Source organism: Micromonospora cabrerizensis (assembly GCF_022230955.1).
In the GTDB taxonomy this organism is placed as follows: domain Bacteria; phylum Actinomycetota; class Actinomycetes; order Mycobacteriales; family Micromonosporaceae; genus Micromonospora; species Micromonospora cabrerizensis.
Genome location: NZ_JAKKFI010000084.1, coordinates 52,320 through 70,776 on the forward strand (window position 1 = coordinate 52,320; position 18,457 = coordinate 70,776).

18 protein-coding genes and 1 pseudogene are annotated in these 18,457 nt (G+C 72.7%); 5 read left to right on the forward strand and 14 right to left on the reverse strand.

Features of this window, described 5'->3' with window-relative positions:
* Positions 1 to 161: 161 nt before the first annotated feature.
* Positions 162 to 491, reverse strand: a complete 330-nt coding sequence (locus LADH09A_RS22540; RefSeq protein ID WP_030330285.1) for a hypothetical protein — start codon at positions 489 to 491, stop codon at positions 162 to 164.
* Positions 492 to 799: 308 nt separating this feature from the next.
* Here LADH09A_RS22540 and LADH09A_RS22545 point away from each other — a divergent pair, with 308 nt between their 5' ends.
* Complete coding sequence (locus LADH09A_RS22545; protein ID WP_238647457.1) at positions 800 to 1,291, forward strand: DUF3145 domain-containing protein; 492 nt, start codon at positions 800 to 802, stop codon at positions 1,289 to 1,291.
* An 86-nt stretch (positions 1,292 to 1,377) separates the two neighbouring features.
* Entirely contained in the window at positions 1,378 to 3,111 is a 1,734-nt protein-coding gene (locus LADH09A_RS22550; RefSeq protein WP_238647458.1) for a glycoside hydrolase family 3 protein, read from the forward strand.
* A gap of 15 nt (positions 3,112 to 3,126) precedes the next feature.
* Here LADH09A_RS22550 and LADH09A_RS22555 read toward each other — a convergent pair whose 3' ends face one another.
* Positions 3,127 to 3,792: a lipoprotein gene (locus LADH09A_RS22555; protein WP_238647459.1), complete on the reverse strand. Its 666-nt coding sequence runs from the start codon at positions 3,790 to 3,792 to the stop codon at positions 3,127 to 3,129.
* Positions 3,793 to 3,926: 134 nt separating this feature from the next.
* Between LADH09A_RS22555 and LADH09A_RS22560 the strand changes: the two genes are divergently transcribed.
* On the forward strand, positions 3,927 to 4,145 hold the full coding sequence (locus LADH09A_RS22560; RefSeq protein WP_238647460.1) for a hypothetical protein: 219 nt from the start codon (positions 3,927 to 3,929) through the stop codon (positions 4,143 to 4,145).
* 48 nt (positions 4,146 to 4,193) lie between these two features.
* Here the strand turns inward: LADH09A_RS22560 and fabF are convergent, their stop codons facing one another.
* The 8 genes and pseudogenes from fabF to LADH09A_RS31985 all read right to left on the reverse strand — a co-directional run bounded on the left by fabF (position 4,194) and on the right by LADH09A_RS31985 (position 12,063).
* Positions 4,194 to 5,420, reverse strand: coding sequence for a beta-ketoacyl-ACP synthase II (fabF, locus tag LADH09A_RS22565; RefSeq protein ID WP_088949571.1), 1,227 nt, complete (start codon positions 5,418 to 5,420; stop codon positions 4,194 to 4,196).
* A gap of 2 nt (positions 5,421 to 5,422) precedes the next feature.
* Positions 5,423 to 5,662 carry an acyl carrier protein gene (locus tag LADH09A_RS22570; RefSeq protein WP_030330276.1) on the reverse strand — a complete coding sequence of 80 codons (240 nt, stop codon included), beginning with the start codon at positions 5,660 to 5,662 and terminating at the stop codon, positions 5,423 to 5,425.
* 83 nt (positions 5,663 to 5,745) lie between these two features.
* A complete protein-coding gene (locus LADH09A_RS22575; protein WP_238647461.1) occupies positions 5,746 to 6,690 on the reverse strand; it encodes a beta-ketoacyl-ACP synthase III in 945 nt (314 codons plus the stop codon).
* Positions 6,690 to 7,613: pseudogene (locus tag LADH09A_RS22580) on the reverse strand (ACP S-malonyltransferase); the annotation flags it as partial. The pseudogene LADH09A_RS22580 and the gene LADH09A_RS22575, both read right to left, overlap by 1 nt.
* A 78-nt stretch (positions 7,614 to 7,691) precedes the next feature.
* On the reverse strand, positions 7,692 to 8,993 hold the full coding sequence (locus LADH09A_RS22585) for a PucR family transcriptional regulator (protein WP_308194660.1): 1,302 nt from the start codon (positions 8,991 to 8,993) through the stop codon (positions 7,692 to 7,694).
* 11 nt (positions 8,994 to 9,004) lie between these two features.
* Positions 9,005 to 9,844: a septum formation family protein gene (locus tag LADH09A_RS22590; RefSeq protein ID WP_238647463.1), complete on the reverse strand. Its 840-nt coding sequence runs from the start codon at positions 9,842 to 9,844 to the stop codon at positions 9,005 to 9,007.
* 96 nt (positions 9,845 to 9,940) lie between these two features.
* A complete protein-coding gene (locus tag LADH09A_RS22595) occupies positions 9,941 to 10,633 on the reverse strand; it encodes a response regulator (RefSeq protein ID WP_238647464.1) in 693 nt (230 codons plus the stop codon).
* The gene (locus LADH09A_RS31985) at positions 10,630 to 12,063 is read right to left on the reverse strand and encodes a sensor histidine kinase (protein ID WP_238647465.1); all 1,434 of its coding nucleotides are present in this window, start codon (positions 12,061 to 12,063) and stop codon (positions 10,630 to 10,632) included. The genes LADH09A_RS22595 and LADH09A_RS31985 overlap by 4 nt, the downstream gene beginning before the upstream one ends.
* 171 nt (positions 12,064 to 12,234) lie before the next feature.
* Between LADH09A_RS31985 and LADH09A_RS22605 the strand changes: the two genes are divergently transcribed.
* Positions 12,235 to 12,564 carry a hypothetical protein gene (locus LADH09A_RS22605; protein ID WP_238647466.1) on the forward strand — a complete coding sequence of 110 codons (330 nt, stop codon included), beginning with the start codon at positions 12,235 to 12,237 and terminating at the stop codon, positions 12,562 to 12,564.
* 18 nt (positions 12,565 to 12,582) lie between these two features.
* Here the strand turns inward: LADH09A_RS22605 and LADH09A_RS22610 are convergent, their stop codons facing one another.
* Positions 12,583 to 13,233: a hypothetical protein gene (locus LADH09A_RS22610; RefSeq protein WP_238647467.1), complete on the reverse strand. Its 651-nt coding sequence runs from the start codon at positions 13,231 to 13,233 to the stop codon at positions 12,583 to 12,585.
* 270 nt (positions 13,234 to 13,503) lie between these two features.
* Between LADH09A_RS22610 and LADH09A_RS22615 the strand changes: the two genes are divergently transcribed.
* Complete coding sequence (locus tag LADH09A_RS22615) at positions 13,504 to 14,118, forward strand: copper resistance CopC family protein (RefSeq protein ID WP_238647468.1); 615 nt, start codon at positions 13,504 to 13,506, stop codon at positions 14,116 to 14,118.
* Between the two features lie 69 nt (positions 14,119 to 14,187).
* Here the strand turns inward: LADH09A_RS22615 and gltX are convergent, their stop codons facing one another.
* Genes gltX through LADH09A_RS22630 form a run of 3 tightly spaced genes read right to left on the reverse strand, consistent with a single transcriptional unit; the run spans position 14,188 to position 18,271 of the window.
* Positions 14,188 to 15,597 carry a glutamate--tRNA ligase gene (gene gltX / locus LADH09A_RS22620; RefSeq protein WP_308194661.1) on the reverse strand — a complete coding sequence of 470 codons (1,410 nt, stop codon included), beginning with the start codon at positions 15,595 to 15,597 and terminating at the stop codon, positions 14,188 to 14,190.
* A 50-nt stretch (positions 15,598 to 15,647) separates the two neighbouring features.
* Positions 15,648 to 16,925, reverse strand: a complete 1,278-nt coding sequence (locus LADH09A_RS22625) for an MFS transporter (RefSeq protein WP_238647469.1) — start codon at positions 16,923 to 16,925, stop codon at positions 15,648 to 15,650.
* Positions 16,922 to 18,271 carry a GH1 family beta-glucosidase gene (locus tag LADH09A_RS22630; protein WP_238647470.1) on the reverse strand — a complete coding sequence of 450 codons (1,350 nt, stop codon included), beginning with the start codon at positions 18,269 to 18,271 and terminating at the stop codon, positions 16,922 to 16,924. The genes LADH09A_RS22625 and LADH09A_RS22630 overlap by 4 nt, the downstream gene beginning before the upstream one ends.
* Between the last annotated feature and the right edge of the window lie 186 nt (positions 18,272 to 18,457).

Below are 18,457 nucleotides of genomic sequence, written 5' to 3' on the forward strand. Positions count from 1 at the left end.
CGAGCGCATGATCGACTCGGTTTTGGCGAAACCGGGGTGTCCCAGCAGGCCGGACACCCCGGTTTCCAGGAAGTCGAGTGGATCTCGCCCTAGCTCCGGACGTGCGAGAGCGCCCGCCGGGACTCCCGGCGGGCGCTCTGCGTGGTGCGGTGGGGGAGAGCTCAGCCCTCGAAGACGCCGGCCGCGACCAGGCGCTTCTCGGTGGCCTCCCAGCCGTCACCCGGGTGGGTGGCAGCCAGGTTGTTGATCTCCGCCCGGATCTTGGCGGCGTGGCCGGCGGCGGCCAGCACGCGGATCTCCTCGACGAAGGCGTCGGAGTCCGTGCGCAGGTGCGCGGTCTTGCCGTTGGTCAGGTTCCGCACGTAGGCGTGCTTGCCGCCGTTGAGCGGGATGAGGTACTTGAACTCGCCCAGCACGCTGAGGGCGCCACCCTGGCCAGCCTGGCCGGCCCGGACGGACGCGCGCGCGGTCTTAGAGGTGTTGCTCGCCACGGAGGTACTCCTTGCAAGACGTACGGGAGGACTGGACGTCCGGGGGCTGTGTGCGGGCCGTACTTGACTCGGCTCGCGAAGGTGTAACGCGGCATAAGCCGCCGGTGGAACTGTACATGACCACGACATCACGCTGGTCGTCGCGGTGTCCTGAGAGGCAACGGCCACCACCCGTCCGGCTATTCCACCCGGCGATTTTTCCGATTCCCTGGCGCACCACGCGTCACAGGAGTCATCATGTGTTGCAGAAACCACCTGGGTGGCCGAGGTCGTAGGGGAAGACGCACCTCGCTCTCCGGGAGGTCACCGTGCCAACGCGTGGCGTCGTATACGTCCACTCGACCCCGCTCGCCGTGTGCTCACACGTCGAGTGGGCGATCGCGCGCGTCCTAGCCGCGCCGGTCAACCTGCAGTGGACGGCTCAGCCCGTCGACCCCGGCGCACGCCGGGCCGAGTGCGGGTGGACCGGTCGTCCGGGAACGGGCGCCGAGCTGGCTGCTGCCCTACGGCAGTGGCCCATGATCCGTTTCGAGGTCACCGAGGAGCCGAGCGCCGGCGCCGACGGTGAACGCTTCATGTACGTGCCGGCCCGTGGTCTGTTCCGGGCCACCGTCGGCGTGGCCGGTGACATCCAGCTCGGGGAGGACCGGCTACGGGCGCTGATGGTCGCCTCCCGGGCCCCGGAGGCGCTGGCGCACGCCCTCGACAAGGCGCTCGGCACCGCCTGGGACGCCGACCTGGAGCCCTACCGGTACGCCGGCGACGGTGCACCGGTGACCTTGCTCACTCGCGTCGGCTGACCCGACCGTCGGTCCGCTGGCCGTGCGCCCCCGGGGTGCAGCGACCGGTAAGGTCAAGTTGCCCCGATAAGGGGGAAGCTGGTGGGATGGGCGGCGTGTCGAATCGCCCGTGGCGCGCCACTGTCGCAGTCGCCGCCCTGACCGCCCTGCTCGCCTCCGGCTGCTCGAGCGACCCCGAGCGCCCCGCGCCGACGCCCAGCCCGGTCGGCACATCCGCCGCCCCGAGCGGCCCCGCCCCGACACCGGCCAGCGACCCGACCGCCCGGGCAGCAGCCCTGGTCGCGACGCTGTCCGACGAGGACCTGGCCGGTCAGGTGCTGATGCCGTACGCCTACGGCGACTCGGCGACCAAGGTCTCGGCCGGCTCGGCCGCCGGCAACCAGGCCCTGGCCGGGGTCGACACCCCCGCCGACATGATCAGCAAGTACCGGCTGGGTGGCCTGATCCTGGTCGGCTTCAGCGCCGACGACCCGACCAAGGGCAACCAGGAGACCACGAACGTCGACAACCCGAAGCAGGTGCACGAGCTCACCACCGGGCTGCGTACCGCCGCCGGTCGGCTCGCCGCGGGCCCCGCGCCGCTGCTGATCGGGACCGACCAGGAGTACGGGGTGGTCACCCGCGTGACCGACGGCGTCACCGTGCTGCCCAGCGCCCTCGCGGCAGGCGCGGCCGGCGACCCGAAGCTGACCGAGGCCGCCTGGCGGGCCGCCGGTGCCGAGCTGGCGGCGATGGGGATCAACGTCGACTTCGCCCCGGTGGCCGACGTGCTGGCCACCCGCAGCACCGTGATCGGCTCGCGGTCGTACGGCTCCGACCCGAAGCAGGCAGCGGCGCAGGTGGGCGGTGCCGTTCGTGGCCTCCAGGCGTCCGGGGTCGCGGCCACCCTGAAGCACTTCCCCGGGCACGGCCACAGCGCCGACGACTCGCACAAGGACCTGCCGGTGCTCACCCAGTCCGCCGAGGCGTTGCAGAGCGGCGCGTGGCCGCCGTTCACCGCCGGGATGGACGCCGGGGCGATGGCAGTGATGTCCGGTCACCTGGACGCGCGCGCGATCGACCCGGGCACCCCGGCGACCTTCTCGCACAAGCTGCTCACCGACGTCCTGCGCGGCCAGCTCGGCTTCAAGGGCGTGGTGATCACCGACGGGATGAACATGCCGCCCGCGAAGCGCTGGGCTCCCGGTGAGGCGGCGGTCCGCGCGCTGAACGCCGGCAACGACCTCATCCTGATGACCCCGAACGTCGGTCAGGCGTACGACGGGCTGCTCGCCGCGCTGCGCGACGGTTCACTGCCACGGGCCCGACTCGTCGAGGCGGTCACCCGGGTCCTGACCATGAAGTTCCGGCTCGCGGAGACCCCGGCCGCGCAGATGTCCACGCTCAACGCCCCGGCGCACCGGGCGGCGGCCGACGCGCTGGCCACCGCCGCCGTCACCGTGCTGCGGGGCGCCTGCGGCGGGGCCGTACGCGGACCGGTCACCGTCACCTCCTCCGGTGGTCGCGACGGCACCCGGGCCGTGCTCACCGCCGCACTGACCGCCGCCGGGGTGCAGGTCAAGCCCAGTGGCGGCACGATCGTGCACCTGGTGGGCTACGGCGACGGCGCCAACGACCTGCGCGCCGACGCGGCGGTCACGGTCGCGATGGACACCCCGTACGTGCTGAGCGGCGCGAAGTCACCGACGCTGCTGGCCACGTACTCCTCCAGCCGGGCGTCGATGACCGGGTTGGCCGCCGTGCTGGCCGGGAAGGCCCGACCGGGCGGCCGGTCCCCAGTGACCGTCCCCGGCCTGCCCGCGACGACCTGCGGCACCTGAGACCCGGACCGGGCCTCACCCGGCGGTCGCGAGCCCCTGCGCCGCGAGCCGGTACGCCGGCAGCACGTCGGTCCGTTCGGTGACCATGCCCTCGCTGACCGCGAAGATCAGCGTCTGCCCCGCCGACTCGACGGCCAGCGCCCAGTTCCGCGACGTCTCCTCGGTCAACGAACTGGTGGCCAGCCAGCTCATCTCCGTGGCGTCGAAGCCACCGGCCCGGATGTCCCTGAACTGCTGGCCACCGACGGTCTCGTCGCCGCCGCCGGCGAAGCCCTCCAGCGCGGTGCGCGGCGTGACAGCCGGCGCGTCGGCCGCCCAGATCCGCAGGAAACCGCCGCCGGCCTTCCGACCGTCGACCTCGCAGCGCACGGTGGTGCCACCACGCTTGGTGAGCGCCTCGCCGACCAGCTCCGCCAGCTCGCCCCTGGGTGCCTCGACCGCCTTCGCCGTCCACCCGTCGGCCAGCGGGAACGACACCGGGAGCGGGCAGGGCGAGCTGGTGCCGCCGGTCGTGCCGGCGGGGGAGGCCGGGGTCACCTCGTCGTACCAGGGCTCGCCCGTGGCCCGTGGGACCGTGCCGGCAGCCGGCTGCCCGGTGGGAGCGTCGGCATCGTGGCCGCAGCCGGCCAGCAGGCCGAGGGTGACCGCGGCCAGCACGGCAGCGCGGGTACGAGTGTCCACAGTGGCTGTCCCCCGCTTGTCGATCATCAGTTCGCCCATCCAAGCCGTACGGCCTCGCACCGTCAACCGTGAACCTCTCCACGGGCGCTGATAATCGGTCGCGTCGGTTCGGTCGGCCTGACAACCTCCCAGGCATGGGAGCGGCAGAAGGATTCCGGCACGTGCGGCGGGCCGACGGCACGGTGGTGATCACCCACCACGGCCGCGTCGCGGGCACACTGCGCGGTGCTCGGGCGGCGGCGTTCCTCGCCGAGGTCGACGACGATCCGCAGTTGGTGATGGCCCGCTGGACGGGCAACTACCGCCACGGCAACGAGCGCACCGCGAAGCAGCACCCCCGCAACCGGGCCTGAACGACGGACGGGCCCCTCCTCGACGAGGAGGGGCCCGTCCGCGTGATCTCAGGGGCGAGCGAAGACGAGCGCCACGTTGTGGCCGCCGAAGCCGAACGCGTTGTTCAACGCGGCCGGAATCTCCATGTGGCGGGCCTTGTGCGCGGCGACATCCAGGGTGAGGCCTGGCTCGGGGTCGTCGAGGTTGATCGTCGGAGGGACGACACTGTCGCGGATCGCCAGGATGGTGGCGATCGACTCCAGCGCTCCGGCCGCACCGAGCAGGTGACCCGTCATCGACTTCGTCGCGGACAGCACCGGGTGGTCACCGAGCGCCTTGTGCAACCCGCTGATCTCCAGCATGTCCCCGACCGGGGTCGAGGTGGCGTGCGCGTTGACGTGCACGATGTCCCGCTTCGCCACGTCCGCGTCCGCGATCGCCTTGGCGATGGCCCGGATGGCGCCCTCGCCCTCGGCGTGAGGCTGCACGATGTCGTACGCGTCGGAGGTGATGCCGGCACCGGCGAGGCGCGCGTACACCCGGGCGCCCCGGGCTGCCGCGTGCTCGGCCCGCTCCAGCACCACGATGCCGGCGCCCTCGCCGAGGACGAAGCCGTCGCGGCCCCGGTCCCACGGCCGGGAGGCGCGCTCGGGGTCGTCGTTGCGGGTCGACATGGCCCGCATCGAGCTGAAGCCGGCGATCGGCAGCGGGTGGATGACCGCCTCGGTGCCGCCGGCCACCACCACGTCGGCACGACCGGCGCGGATGATGTCCAGCCCGAGGGCGATCGCCTCGGCGCCGGTGGCGCAGGCGCTGGCCACCGAGTGCACGCCGGCCTTGGCGCCCAACTCCAGCCCGACCCAGGCGGCCGGACCGTTCGGCATCAGCATCGGGATGGTGTGCGGGGAGACCCGCCGTGGCCCGGACGCCTCCAGGATGTCGTCCTGGGCGAGCAGGGTGGTGGCGCCACCGATGCCGGAGCCGACGCTGACGGCCAGCCGCTCCCCGTCGAGGTCGGAGCCGGCGAGGCCGGCGTCCGCCCAGGCCTGCTGCGCCGCGATGATCGCGATCGCCTCGGAACGGTCCAGTCGGCGCAACCGGACCCGGTCGAGCACCTCGGACGGCTCCACGGCCAGTTGGGCGGCGATCCGGACCGGCAGTTGCGCGGCCCACTCCTGGGTGAGGGCACTCACCCCGGAGCGGCCGGCGAGCATGGCGTCCCAGGTCGACGCGACGTCCCCGCCAAGCGGGGTCGTCGCGCCGAGCCCGGTGACGACGACGTCAGGACGACTCATGATCAGGACTGCGCCGCGATGTAGCTGACGGCGTCACCGACGGTCTTGAGGTTCTGCACCTCGTTGTCCGGGATCTTGACGCCGAACTTCTCCTCGGCGGCGACCACGACCTCCACCATGGAGAGCGAGTCGACGTCGAGGTCGTCGGTGAAGGACTTCCCCTCGGCCACGTCGTCCGGGTTCACCCCGGCAACCTCTTCGAGGATCTCGGCGAGGCCGGTGGTGATCTCGTCACGGGTCATTACGGTTGGTTCCTTTCATCGGGGTTTCCGGCGGACGGCGTCGCCGACCGCCACTCCTGGACGCGTACGCGCCGAGGGGGTCATCAGGGGCAGCGGATGACCTGACCGGCGTAGGTCAGGCCACCGCCGAAGCCGAACAGCAGCACCGGTGCGCCCGAGGGCACCTCCCGGCGCTCGACCAGCTTGGACAGGGCCAGCGGAACGCTCGCGGCCGAGGTGTTGCCGGACTCGACGATGTCCTTCGCGATGATCGCGTTGGGGATGTTGAGCCGCTTGGCGATGCCGTCGATGATCCGGGTGTTGGCCTGGTGCGGCACGAACGCGGCCAGCTCCGACGGGTGGACCCCGGCCCGCTCGCAGGCCTGCAACGCGAGTGGCGCGATCGCGGTGGTGGCCCAGCGGAAGACCGCCTGCCCCTCCTGCTGGACGTACGGGCGCCAGCCCTCGATGCGGACCGCGTCGCTCTTCTCCGGTGCCGAACCCCAGACCACCGGCCCGATCCCGGCCGGCTCGTCGTCGGCGGTGGCGCTGACCACCGCGGCGCCGGCGCCGTCCGCGAAGATGATGCAGGTGGAACGGTCGGTCCAGTCGGTGAAGTCGGAGAGCTTCTCCGCACCGATGACGAGCGCGTTGCGCGACGCGCCGGCCCGGATGGCGTGGTCGACGGTGCCCAGCGCGTACGCGAAGCCCGAGCAGGCGGTGTTGACGTCGAACGCGCCCGGCGCGGTGATGCCCAGCTTGGCGGCGACCCGGCAGGCCACGTTGGGGCTGCGGTCGATGGAGGTGCAGGTGGCCACCACGACCAGGTCGATGTCGGCGGCGGTCAGGCCCGAGTTGGCCAGCGCCTTGCCGGCGGCCGCGGCGGCCATGTCGGCCACCGTCTCGCTGTCGGCGATCCGCCGGCTGACGATGCCGACCCGGTCGCGGATCCACTCGTCGTTGGTGTCGACGAGCTGGGCGATGTCGTCGTTGGTCACCACCCGGGAGGGCTGGTAGTGCCCCATCGAGACGATGCGACTGCCAGTCATGCGCGACCTCCGGTGCGGGCGATCAGGTCCCGTGCGGCCGGCAGGTCGTCCGGGGTGTTCAGGGTGACGATCTCCGGGGCGCCGTCGCCCTTGAGGTCCCGTTTGACCAGCCCGGCGAGGGTGCCGGCCGGTGGTAGCTCGATCACGCCGGTGACGCCGAGGTCGGCCAGCGTACGCATGCACAGATCCCAGCGGACCGGTGCGGTCACCTGGCGTACGAGGCGCTGCACCATGTCCGCGCCGTTGTCGACCGCGGTGCCGTCGAGGTTCGACAGCAGCAGGCGGGCCGGGTCGGCGGGGGTGATCTCGGCGGCGACCGCGGCCAGCGCGGTCTCGGCCGGGGCCATGTACGGGGTGTGGAACGCGCCGGCCACCTTGAGCCGGATGATCCGGGCCCGGGCGGGCGGCTCGGCGGCGAGCTTGTCGAGCCCGTCCAGCGAGCCGGCGGCGACGATCTGACCGGCGCCGTTGCGGTTGCCCGGGTACAGCCCGTGCGCCTCGATCGCGGCGAGGACCTCGTCGGGGTCGCCGCCGAGCACCGCGGCCATGCCGGTGGGCTCCAGCGCGCACGCGGCCGCCATCTCCCGGCCGCGGACCCCGGCGAGGGTGATCGCGGTTTCGGCCGACAGCACGCCGGCCAGGGCGGCGGCACCCAGCTCGCCGATGCTGTGCCCGGCGGTGAGCGTCACGTCGTCCAACGGCAGGTGCTCGCCGGCCAGCAACGCCGCCGCGACCAGCAGGGGCTGGGTGCGGGCGGTGTCCTTGATCTCGTCGGCGTCGGCGGCGGTGCCCAGATGCATCAGGTCGACCCCGGCCAACGCCGACCACTCGCGCAGACGCGCCTCGGTGCCGGTCAGGTCGAGCCAGGGGGTCAGGAAGCCGGGTTTCTGGGAACCCTGGCCGGGACTAAGTACGGCGAGCACGCCTATGACTCTCCCGGATACGCGCGGGTAACGCTGTGCCGCCTCCGACCAAACCGCACTAGTACCTTTGGAGGTTTCCTACAAAGATCGGCGGGGATCATCCTCGTTTTGGGTGGTTTTCCGGGTGGCCGGGGTCATTGTCTGACTCGGGACAGGCGAGATGAGCGGGGCGACCGGATCCAACCGGCCCACGGTCAACGCGACCTGGAGCGCGAACGCGTCCCGCGGTGACAGCGGCGAGAAGCCGGTCACCTCGGCGATCCGCCGCAACCGGTAACGCACGGTGTTCGGATGAACGAACAGCGCCCGTGCGGCGCTCTCCAGTGTGCCGCCCGCGGCCAGGAACGCGTCCAGGGTCGCCAGCAGCTCGCCACCGGCGCGTACCAGCGTCGCGTACACGTCGTGCCGCAGCCGCCGACGGGCCTCCGCGTCCCCCGCGAGGGCCCGCTCCGGCAACAGGTCAGCAGCCGGCACCGGCCGGGGGGCGCTGGGCCATGCCGGTGCCGCCCGGAAGCCGGACAACGCCGCCCGCGCCGACTCGGTCGCCTCGTCCAGACTCGGTACGGCCGGGCCGACGACCACCGGGCCGTCCCCGAACGCGCCCAACAACTTGGCGGTCGCCGTCAACGGGTCCGCCGCGCCACCCAGCACGATCACCAGCCGGTCGCCGTGCACCCCACCGATGACCTCCACGCCGATCCGGCGGGCCTGCCGGTAGACCACGTGCAGCACCGCGGAGACCTCACCGCCGGGCGACCGACCGACCGCGACCGCCACCGGCGGCGCGTCCGCCCAGCCGAGCGCGGCGGCCCGACTGGCCAGCACGTCCGGTGAGTCACCGCGCAGCAGCGCGTCGACCAGCAGGGCCTGCAACCGGGCGTCCCACGCGCCGCGCGACTCGGCGGCCCGCGCGTACACCCGGGCGGCGGCGAACGCGATCTCCCGGGAGAAGCGCAGCACCGCCTCGCGGAGCTGCTGCTCCTCACCCTCGGCGGCCAGGTGCGACACCTGCTCCTCGACCACGTCGATGGTCACCTTGATCAACGCCACGGTCTGTTGCAGGGTGATCGAGCGGGCCAGCGCCTGCGGTGCGGCGGCGAAGACCTCGTCCGAGACCTCCTGGGTGCTGTCGGCCGTGCCGCCGCCGTCGCGCAGCCACTGCACCAGCGACCGGGCGCCCGCCTGGGCCACCAGCATCACCCAGGAGCGCTGGTCGGCCGGCAGGGCCCGGAACCACGGCAGCGTGTCGTCCATCCGGGCCACGCTGGAGGTGGCCAACGCCCCCGCCGAACGTTCGATCCGGCGCAGCGTGGCCGACAGGTCTCCACCGCCCGGCGTACTCACCGCCCTAGCCTGACACGTGGTGAGCAGGCCATCCACGTCGGCACCGGTCAGCGGGCCGCCGCAAGCAGGGCTCGACCGCCACCCTTCGCTGAGCTGTCGAGCGCGCGACCGGGGCTGTAAAGGAAGCACAGGACGCTGAGCGTGCCCGCCAGCCACTCGGGCTCGCCCTCCGGCGAAACCCCGAACACCTGGAAGCGGCTGCCCAGGTCACCCTCCGGCAACCCGACGTACCGGGAGACGGTGGACAGGCACCCCGCCTTGGTGATGTCGTCGGTGAGCTCCTCGACCTCCGGGTCAGCCCGCCAGATGCCGGCGAACTCGGTCTCGTGCGGCCCAGTGCAGGAGGCGGGCGGCAGATCACCCGTCTCGGCCAGCTCGGTGAAACAGGTGTACCGCAGCGGCGAATCGCCGGTCAGTGCGCCGCGCAGACTGTTCGCCCGGGGGTTCGGAAACCACCGGTCCACCGCATGCATCTCCAGCAGGTCGCAGCGGTACCACCGCTCACCCGCCTCCCATCGCGTGGCCGACGGGGTCAGCGTCCGCATTGCCAGCCGGGACTCGCGCCACTCGCCGCCCAGGAAGCGGGCAGCCTCACTGTCGCAGGATTCGTACAGCCGCCAGAGCCCGTCGCTGTCGGCGGCCGGCGGCTTCGGCGCGGCACCCTCCGCGCCGGAGATCCGGCCGACCAGGAACGTCTCCGCCTCGTGCTTCGAGGAGCAGGGGATCGGGGTGTACGCCTCGGGGCTGCGCTCGTCGGAAGCGGTGGCGTGGCACCCGCCCGCCTTGGGGGCGAAGGCCGAGGTTGGCTCCTCGGCGGAACCGCCGTCACAACCGCCCGTTCCCACGATCAGCGCCGTCAGGATCGTCGTTCCCCACCACCGTCGCACGGTTTCCCCATCCTGAGCGGCCGGCGTCGACGCCGGTGGCGCGCAGCGTACGGCAGCGGGGCGATCCCCCACCGTCCGGAGTGGACTGAGACCGGTTCACGGTTGTGGGGGAGCGGGCAGCCCCAGCTCCTGGGCCAGGATGGCGGCCTGCACCCGGCTACGCAGGCCCAGCTTCGCCAGGATCCGGCTCACGTGTGTCTTGGTGGTGCTCTCGGCCAGCACCAGCCGATCGGCGATCTGCTGATTGGACAGGCCCAGGCCGAGGCAGGCCAGCACGTCGCGCTCGCGTGGGGTGAGGGTGTCCAGTGCGGCCCGGGTGGCCGCGGACGCGCCCGGCGTGGTGGCCGCGAAGGCGGTGATCAACCGGCGGGTCACCGCAGGCGCGATGAAGCCGTCGCCGCGCGCCACCGTACGCACCGCCGCCACCAGGCCGTCGGCGTCGGTGTCCTTCAGCAGGAAGCCGGCCGCACCGGCACGCAACGCGCCGAAGACGTACTCGTCGAGGTCGAAGGTGGTGAGCACCAGCACGTCGGCGAGCCCGTCGGCGACGATGGCCCGGGTCGCGGAGATCCCGTCCCGGCGGGGCATCCGGACGTCCAGCACGGCCACGTCCGGGCGCGACTCCCGACACAACCGCACCGCCTCGTCGCCGTCGGCTGCCTCGCCGACTACCTCGATGCCCGGTGAGCCGCCCAGGATCAGGGCCAGCCCCGCCCGTACCGCTGGCTGGTCGTCCGCGAGCACCACCCGTACCGTCGCCGTGCCCGCGTCGCCCGACGGCCCGGTCACCCGGCCTCCCCGGTGGGCAGGGCGGCCCGGACCAGCCAGCGACCATCCTGCGGCCCCGCGCTGATCCGACCGGCCAGCAGCGTGGTCCGCTCCCGCATCCCGATCAGCCCGGCCCCGGCGCCCGGCAGACCGAGCCCGTGCCGGCGCACCGGGTTCTCCACCGTCAGCACCACCTCCGCCGACCCGTACGCGATCGTCAGGTCGGCCTCACCCGTGCCGTGCTTGAGCGCGTTGGTCAGGGACTCCTGCACGATCCGGTACGCGGCCAGGTCCACCGCCACCGGCAGCGGCCCCGGCGTGCCGTCGGTGCGGACCCGCACCGCCAGGCCGGCGGCCCGGATCCGGTCGACCAGACCGTCCGCCTCGGCCAGCCGAGCGCTGATCACCTCCGGCACGGTCGGATCGTCACCCGATGACGCCGACCCACCGGTGGTCCCCGGCTCGCGCAGCACCTCGATCATCTGACGCATCTCCGCCAGCCCCTGCACGCTGCTCTCCCGGATCACCCGCAACGCCGACTCGACCTGGCCGCGATCCAACCCGGGTACGGACAGCACGGCGGTGGCGTGGATGGCCACCGCGCTGAGGTGGTTGGCGACCACGTCGTGCAGCTCCCGGGCCATCCGGGCGCGCTCGGCGCTGACCGCCTGTCGACGGTCCAACTCGACCAGCCGGGCGGTCTGCTCGGCCCGTGCCCGCTCGGCGGCGGCCTGGTCGCGGTACTGCCGAACGCTGATCCCGGTCAGGACCGGCAACAGCCCGGCGAGCACCACCAGCACCCCGATGGTGACCCCGCGCCAGTGGCCGAGGAGAAGCACGCCGAGGACCGCGCCGACCAGGCTCAGCGCGATGGTCACCCGCAGCAGCCACCGCCACAGCCGTGGCGGGCCGTACACGCAGGCGTCGTAGAGAACCTGGGTGTAGACCAGGATCGTGCCCAGCGAGTTGCCGAGCGCCGTGTCCACGACCAGCGCACCGGTGCCCACGGCCAGGCTGGTGCGGGGGGCGACCCGGCGCATCCCCACGGCCACGCACATCGCCAGCAGCGGCGGCAGGAACAGCACCGACGGCACGTCCGTGCCCGGACGGACCTGCGGCTGCCAACCCAGGGAGTACAGCACGAGGCCGCCGACGAGCGACGCGCCAGCGAGGCCGACGTCGCGGGCCAGGGTGCCGGAACCGAGCCACGGTGGCGGACGCATGCCCCGATCCCACCACAGCCGCCGACCCTCGGGCACCGCCCGCAGGAGGAGCCCGACGGCGTCGAGATGCGCCGAAAGGGGTACGCGGACCGTCGCCGCCGCGACGATGATCAGCTCGACCGTGTAGGAACCCGGCGCGTCCGGCACTCCGCACCGGGCCGGCCGGAGGCTCACCCCGGTCACTGACGGCCGGTCCGCCCCGGCCGGGAGCCCCTCGGTGAACGGCACGAAAAGAAGCTGTGAACTGCGTAACCGGCTCCCGCGCTCCCCGTCGTCGTGGTGAACCCCCCGGCCCTGACCCCGGGTACGCTGCCGCGCGGCCCGTCGGTCCCGGCCAGTACGGTGAGGGGCACGTCGGGGGAGAGACCCGAGGGTGGGACGAGCGTGAGGAGACCGGGGATGGCGCACGGGGAGGCCGAGCACGGCTGCGCCCAGGGCGAGCCCTGCCGACCGGGGCACCACGACCCGCAGGCGGCTGGCAAGCACCGCCGGCCGGTCGGCGGCGCGCCGTCGCACCCGGTGGAGCCGCTCGCCGGCCGGGCCGACGACGACACCGTCCTGCCGCGCCAGCGCTCCGGGGAGCCCAACACCCTCGCCGAGCCCGACGCGGACGTTCCCGCTGGTTGCCTCAGCGAACTTCCCGGCTGGGCCGGTGCGCACCGGCACGGCCCGGTCCGACCCCGGCCGCGGGCCACCCGCCGGCAGCGCCCCCCGCGCCGCTGGTGCTGACCACCAGGCGGGGGTAGCTCAGCGGGTGCGGCGTCGGATCAGCAGGGCGATCCCGGCGAGGCCGACAGTGATGGTGAGCATCACCCCGACGTTGAGCAGCAGCAGGCGTTGCAGGTCGCCGAGCGCCTCGTCGAGATCCTTCGCGGGGTCGAGCGTGTCCTCCGGGAGCACCCGCTCGCCGCCGCCCACACCACCGCTGACCGTGTCGAACTGCCGCTCCAGCGGCACACCGGCGGTGCGCAGGGTCTCGGACATGCTGAGCCGACCCAGGAACCAACCGGCGCTGGTCTTACGGCCGTCCGGCTGCTTCGCCGGCCGGAAGACGCGGGGGCCGCCGATCGCCTTGGGGTAGAGATCGTAGGTCTGCTTCGGCGTCTCCCCGGCGAGCACCACGACCGTGTACTTCGGACCGAGGTCTGCCGCCTTCGGGCCCTTCGGCGCGCCCGTGTGCGCGAGGAAGTTGACCTGGTCGATGACCGCGCCCACGTGGGTGGGCTGGGTGTCGGCCCGCAAGCGCAGCGGCGCGGAGAGGCCCACGCCGGCGATGTCCACTCCGGCGGGTGCCGGCTTCGGCGCCGCCGAGACCGGGCCGGAAGTGCCGAGTGACAGCAACGCCGTCGCCAGCGCGCCCGCCAGCACGGTTGCCAACCACCTCATGTGACGGACCATCCCGCCTCCTCGCCCCGTTCGATGGATGGCATCGTTGTGACGTCTGGACCGGTCTGCCGGTGCGGCACCGACCAGTTGGTCGGTCTCACCCTTACAGACTCCGGAAAACGTCGATGAGTTGCAGCTTGTGGAACAGTAATTGGAACTATCTGCGATCTCTGCTCGACTAATGAGGAGCGGTTAGATCAGCGGGCGGATCGTACCCTTACGGAGGGGTTCATGGGGGGCAGGGTTACACGTACGGCGCGGGTTGTGCCAGTGGTGCTCGGCGTGGCGTTCGGTGTGTCGTTCCTGGCGCCGGCAACGCCGGCCGCCGCGCACAACTCGCTGACCGGCAGCGATCCACGCGACGGTGCCCGGGTGGCGACGGCACCCGCCCGGATCGAGCTGCGGTTCCTGGCCAAGCCGGCACCGGCTACGACGAAGATCACAATAACCGGGCCGGACAACGTGGTCGCCGGGGGCACACCGGCCTTCGACGGCAGCCGGGTGCGGGTGCCGTTCAAGCCGGCGGCGGCCGGCCTCTACACCATCGGTTACCAGCTCGCGTCCTCCGACGGGCACCCGGTGAAGGGCGAGGTGCGGTTCACCCTCACGACCGGCACCGCCGCCGACCCGTCCGCCTCACCGTCGACCGCCGGTGGCGCGGCCCCGACCGCTGGTGGCACCGCCCCGACCGCGGCGGCGGGCCCGACCGCCAGCGGGGTGTCCTCGTCGGCGCTGGCCCCCACCGCGACCGCCGGTGCGACTGCGGCGGGCAGCCCGGTGCCGGTCGCGCAGGAGCGCAGCCAGGTGCGCGGCTGGCTGTGGACGATCGCGTCGGCTCTGCTGGTGGGCGCGCTCGTCGTCTGGTTGCAGCGGCGGCTTCGAGCCCGACGCCGCTGAGCGGCCGGGCACCGGCCCGGTGGGCTGGCGGCCGGCCGCGGAGACGGCGCGAGAGTCGGTGCTCGGAGGTCAGACCAGGCGGAGCCGGGCGGCGCGCATCCGGGTCAGGGTGCGCTCACGACCGAGCACCTCCAGCGACTCGAACAGCGGCAGGCCAACGGTGCGGCCGGTGACCGCGACGCGTACCGGTGCCTGCGTCTTGCCGAGCTTGAGGCCACGCTCGGCGCCGACCGCCTCCAGCGTCGACTTCAACGACTCGGCATCCCAGGACTCCAGCGCCTCGAACGCCGCGACGGCGTCGTCGAGCAGCTCGGCGGAGCCGTCCTTCATCGTCTTGGCCCACGCCGCCTCGTCGATCAGCGGCGAGGCCAGGAAGAGGAAGTCGACGTTCGGCACGATCTCGCTGAGCACCGTGATCCGCGTCTGGGCCAGCGGGGCGACCGCGGCGAACGCGTCGGCGTCGAACTCCTCCGGCTGCCACGGCGGGGGCGCGATGGTGCCGGTGCCGGTCAGCCAGGGCTGGCAGGCGTCGACGAACTCGGCCACCGGCAGCGCGCGAATGTAATCGCCGTTGAACGCGCGGAGCTTCTTCTCGTCGAAGAACGCGGGGGAGGGGTTGACCTCTTCGAGGCGGAACTCCTCCTCGATGACCGACCAGGGGACGATCTCCCGGTCGCCCGACGGCGCCCAGCCGAGCAGCATCAGGTAGTTGCGCATGGCACCGGGGAGGTAGCCCTCCTCGCGGTACGCCTCCAGGGCGACCTTGTCGCGACGCTTGGAGAGCTTCTGCCGCTTCTCGTTGACCACCACCGGCACGTGGGCCCAGATCGGCGGCTTGACCCCGAGGGCGTCCCAGAGCAGCTGCTGCTTGGGGGTGTTGGGCAGGTGCTCCTCGGCCCGGATCACGTGGGTGATCCCCATGGTCATGTCGTCCACGACGTTGGCCAGCAGGAAGACCGGCGAGCCGTCACCCCGGGCGATGACGAAGTCCTCGATGAGCTTGTTCTCGAAGGTGGGCTCACCGCGGATCAGGTCGACGACCACCGTCGTGCCATCGTCGGGCGTGCGGAAGCGCAGCGCGTGCCCCGGGCCCGGGCCGAGGCCACGGTCGCGGTGGTAGCCGTCGTAGCCCTGGTACTGCGAGCCGGTGCGGGCCTGCACGTCCTCGCGGGTGCAGTCGCAGTAGTAGGCGCGGCCCGACTCGTAGAGACGGGCGGCGGCGGCCCGGTGCTCGCCGGCGTTCTCCGACTGGAAGTGCGGGCCCTCGTAGCTGCCCCGGGAGATGCCGATCCAGTCCAGCGCGGAGAGGATGCCCTCGGTCCACTCGGGCTTGTTGCGTGCCGCGTCGGTGTCCTCGATACGCAGCACGAACACCCCACCCTGCTGCTTGGCGTAGATCCAGTTCTGCAGCGCCGAGCGGGCGCCGCCGACGTGGAACATGCCGGTCGGGGAGGGGGCGAAGCGCACACGTACTGTCACGTCCCCCAGCCTACGGCGACCGTCGCGCGCATTCCGCCAGGGGCCTCGACTCAGGGCACCGAACGGATCTTGACGACCAGCGCGCTGCCGATCAGGGTGACCACGGCGGTGACGGCGTAGAGCGTGGGGTAGCCGCCCAGGTACACGACGAGCGGGGCGGAGAGCGCCGGGCCGAGCACCTGCGGGGCGGAGTTCGCGATGTTGATGACGCCCAGGTCCTTGGCCCGGTCGGTGGCCCGGGGCAGCACCTGCGTGATCAACGCGGCGTCCACGGCGAGGTAGACGCCGTAGCCGGCGCCGAGCAGCAGCGCGGCGACGATCGCCATCGGCCAGACCGGCGCGACCGCCAGCAGCAGCGCCGCCACCGCCATGATCAGCCCGGACGCGATGACGTAGATCTTGCGGCGTCCGGAACGGTCCGACAGTTTCCCGGCGACCACCGCGGTCAGCATCATGCCGAGTGTGTAGAGCAGGATCAGCACCAGCAGCCCACCCTCGGGATCGGGGTGACGCACCCCGTCGGTGAGGAAGTAGAGCAGGTAGAGGGTGCCCAGGGCGTTGCCGAGCTGGACCAGGAACCGGGTGATCCAGGCCCAGGCGAAGTCCGGGTGCCGGCGCGGGCTGATCCACATCGAGGCCAGCAGCGCCCGGGTGCGCACCACCGGCCGATGCGTACGGGGCAGCGGCTCGTCGGGGGTGAACAGCGCGAACGGCAGCGACAACAGCAGGATGGCCACGGCGATGGCCAGATAGCCGGCGGCGTTGCCGGTGACCACGGCGGTCACCAGCACCGCGCCGAGCACCAGCCCGAGCGCCTGCGGGATGCCCACCCAGCCCGAGACGCCGCCGCGCTGCGTGACCGGGACCCGGTCCGGGACGGCGGCGCTGAGGCTGGCCAGCATCGCGTTGAAGCAGACCTGCGCGGCCACCCAGCCGAGGGCGACCCCGAGGATGGTCCGCTGCTGGGCCAGCAACACCAGGGCCGCCGCGCCCAGCAGGGCCCCGCCCGCCGTCCAGACGTGCCGGCGACCGAACTCGCGGCCGGCCACCCGCAGGCAGGTCCGGTCGGAGAACGCGCCGGCGAGGGGGTTGGCCAGCACCGCGGCCAGGGCGCCGAGGCCGGTGACCACGGCCAGCATGTTCTCCTTGTCGCCGGGCGCGATCTGCTCGATCTGCTGGGGCAGCAGCACCTGGATGGGCGTGAAGAACGCCATCCAGACGCCCAGGTTGGCGGCGAAGATCAACCCGATCCAGCCGCGCCGCACCGGCACGGTCGGCTCGGCGAGCGCCGCCGGCAGCGACGCCGGCGTCGGGTCGAGGGTGGTCACCGCGCCGACCCCGCCCGGGAGGCCGCGATCACGTCCCGCAGCCAGGTGTACGACGACTTCGGCGTACGCCTCTGGGTGGCGTAGTCGACGTGCACCAGACCGAAGCGTTTGGTGAACCCCTCGGCCCACTCCCAGTTGTCCAGCAGCGACCAGACGAAGTACCCGCGCACGTCGACACCGTCGTCGATGGCGGCCCGGACGGCGCGCAGGTGCCCGTCGAGGTACGCGACCCGGTCCGGGTCGGCCACCTGGCCGTCGGCGTCCGGCACGTCGTCGTACGCGCAGCCGCTCTCGGTGATCTCGATGGGCGGCAGCGCGTCGCCGTAGGTGTCGTGCAGCCAGCCGAGCAGCTCGTGCAGCCCGTCGGGGGCCACCGGCCAGTCGAAGGCGGTCCGCGGATAGCCGTCCAACGGCACCAGGTCGAACGGCAGCGGTGAACCCTCCTCGGCGGCCCGTACGCCGGTGGGGTTGTAGTAGTTGACCCCGAGCACGTCGATCGGCGCGGCGATCGTGTCGAGGTCGCCCGGGTGGATGACGCCGGGGTCGAGGCCGGGCAGCTCCGGGTAACCGCGCCCGAGCAGCGGGTCGGTGAAGAGCCGGTTGTGCAGCGCCTCGTAGGCGGCTCCGGCGGCCCGGTCGGCGTCGCGGTCGCCGAGCACCCGCACCGGCGAGTAGTTGTTGGCGATAGCCACCGGGCTGGTGGTGCGGGCCCGCAGCGCGGCGACCGCGAGCCCGTGCCCGAGCAGTTGGTGGTGGGCGGCCGGGAAGGCGTCGAAGAGCAGCATCCGGCCGGGAGCGTGCACGCCCATGCCGTACCCGAGGCTCATGTGGATGAACGGCTCGTTCAGGGTGATCCAGAGCCGGACCCGGTCGCCGAGTCGGGCGGCGGTCAGGTCGGCGTACTCGGCGAACCGGGCGGCGGTGTCGCGGTGCAGCCAGCCGCCGGCGTCTTCGAGGGGTTGGGGCAGGTCCCAGTGGTAGAGAGTCGCCACCGGGTCGACGCCCGCGGCCAGCAGCTCGTCGACCAGGCGGTCGTAGAAGTCCAGGCCGGCCGGGTTGGCCGGGCCGGTCCCGGTTGGCTGCACCCGGGGCCATGCGATCGAGAACCGGTACGCCGAGACGCCCAGCCCGGCCAGCAACCCGACGTCCTCGGTGTGCCGGTGGTAGTGGTCGCAGGCCACCTCGCCGGTGCTGCCGTCGCCGATCCGGCCGGGGGAGTGCGCGAACGTGTCCCAGATGGACGGCCCGCGCCCGTCGGCCGCGGTGGCGCCCTCGATCTGGTGGGCCGATGTGGAGACACCCCAACGGAACCCGGCGGGGAACTGGGGCATCGGTGCGGTCGACATGCGCCCTCCCGGTCAACGTGAAACGTGCTCGGGACTTTAAAGCGCTCCTGATGAATGCGCCATAGGCCGGCCTGGCGCAATCCGCAATGGTTGATCGGCGTGTCTTTTTCCGAACCCGTCCAGGTAAGTCCGATTTAACGCATAGAGTGCCGATATCGTGGGATGTCCTCACCGGAGGAAGACGGA

Bases quoted from the DNA above. Each gene is read 5' to 3' on its own strand.
- LADH09A_RS22550 (WP_238647458.1), top strand. From the start codon at position 1,378: ATGGGCGGCGTGTCGAATCGCCCGTGGCGCGCCACTGTCGCAGTCGCC.
- LADH09A_RS22560 (WP_238647460.1), top strand. From the start codon at position 3,927: ATGGGAGCGGCAGAAGGATTCCGGCACGTGCGGCGGGCCGACGGCACG.
- fabF (WP_088949571.1), bottom strand. From the start codon at position 5,420: ATGAGTCGTCCTGACGTCGTCGTCACCGGGCTCGGCGCGACGACCCCG.
- LADH09A_RS22570 (WP_030330276.1), bottom strand. From the start codon at position 5,662: ATGACCCGTGACGAGATCACCACCGGCCTCGCCGAGATCCTCGAAGAG.
- LADH09A_RS22575 (WP_238647461.1), bottom strand. From the start codon at position 6,690: ATGACTGGCAGTCGCATCGTCTCGATGGGGCACTACCAGCCCTCCCGG.
- LADH09A_RS22605 (WP_238647466.1), top strand. From the start codon at position 12,235: ATGGCGCACGGGGAGGCCGAGCACGGCTGCGCCCAGGGCGAGCCCTGC.
- LADH09A_RS22610 (WP_238647467.1), bottom strand. From the start codon at position 13,233: ATGGTCCGTCACATGAGGTGGTTGGCAACCGTGCTGGCGGGCGCGCTG.
- LADH09A_RS22630 (WP_238647470.1), bottom strand. From the start codon at position 18,271: ATGTCGACCGCACCGATGCCCCAGTTCCCCGCCGGGTTCCGTTGGGGT.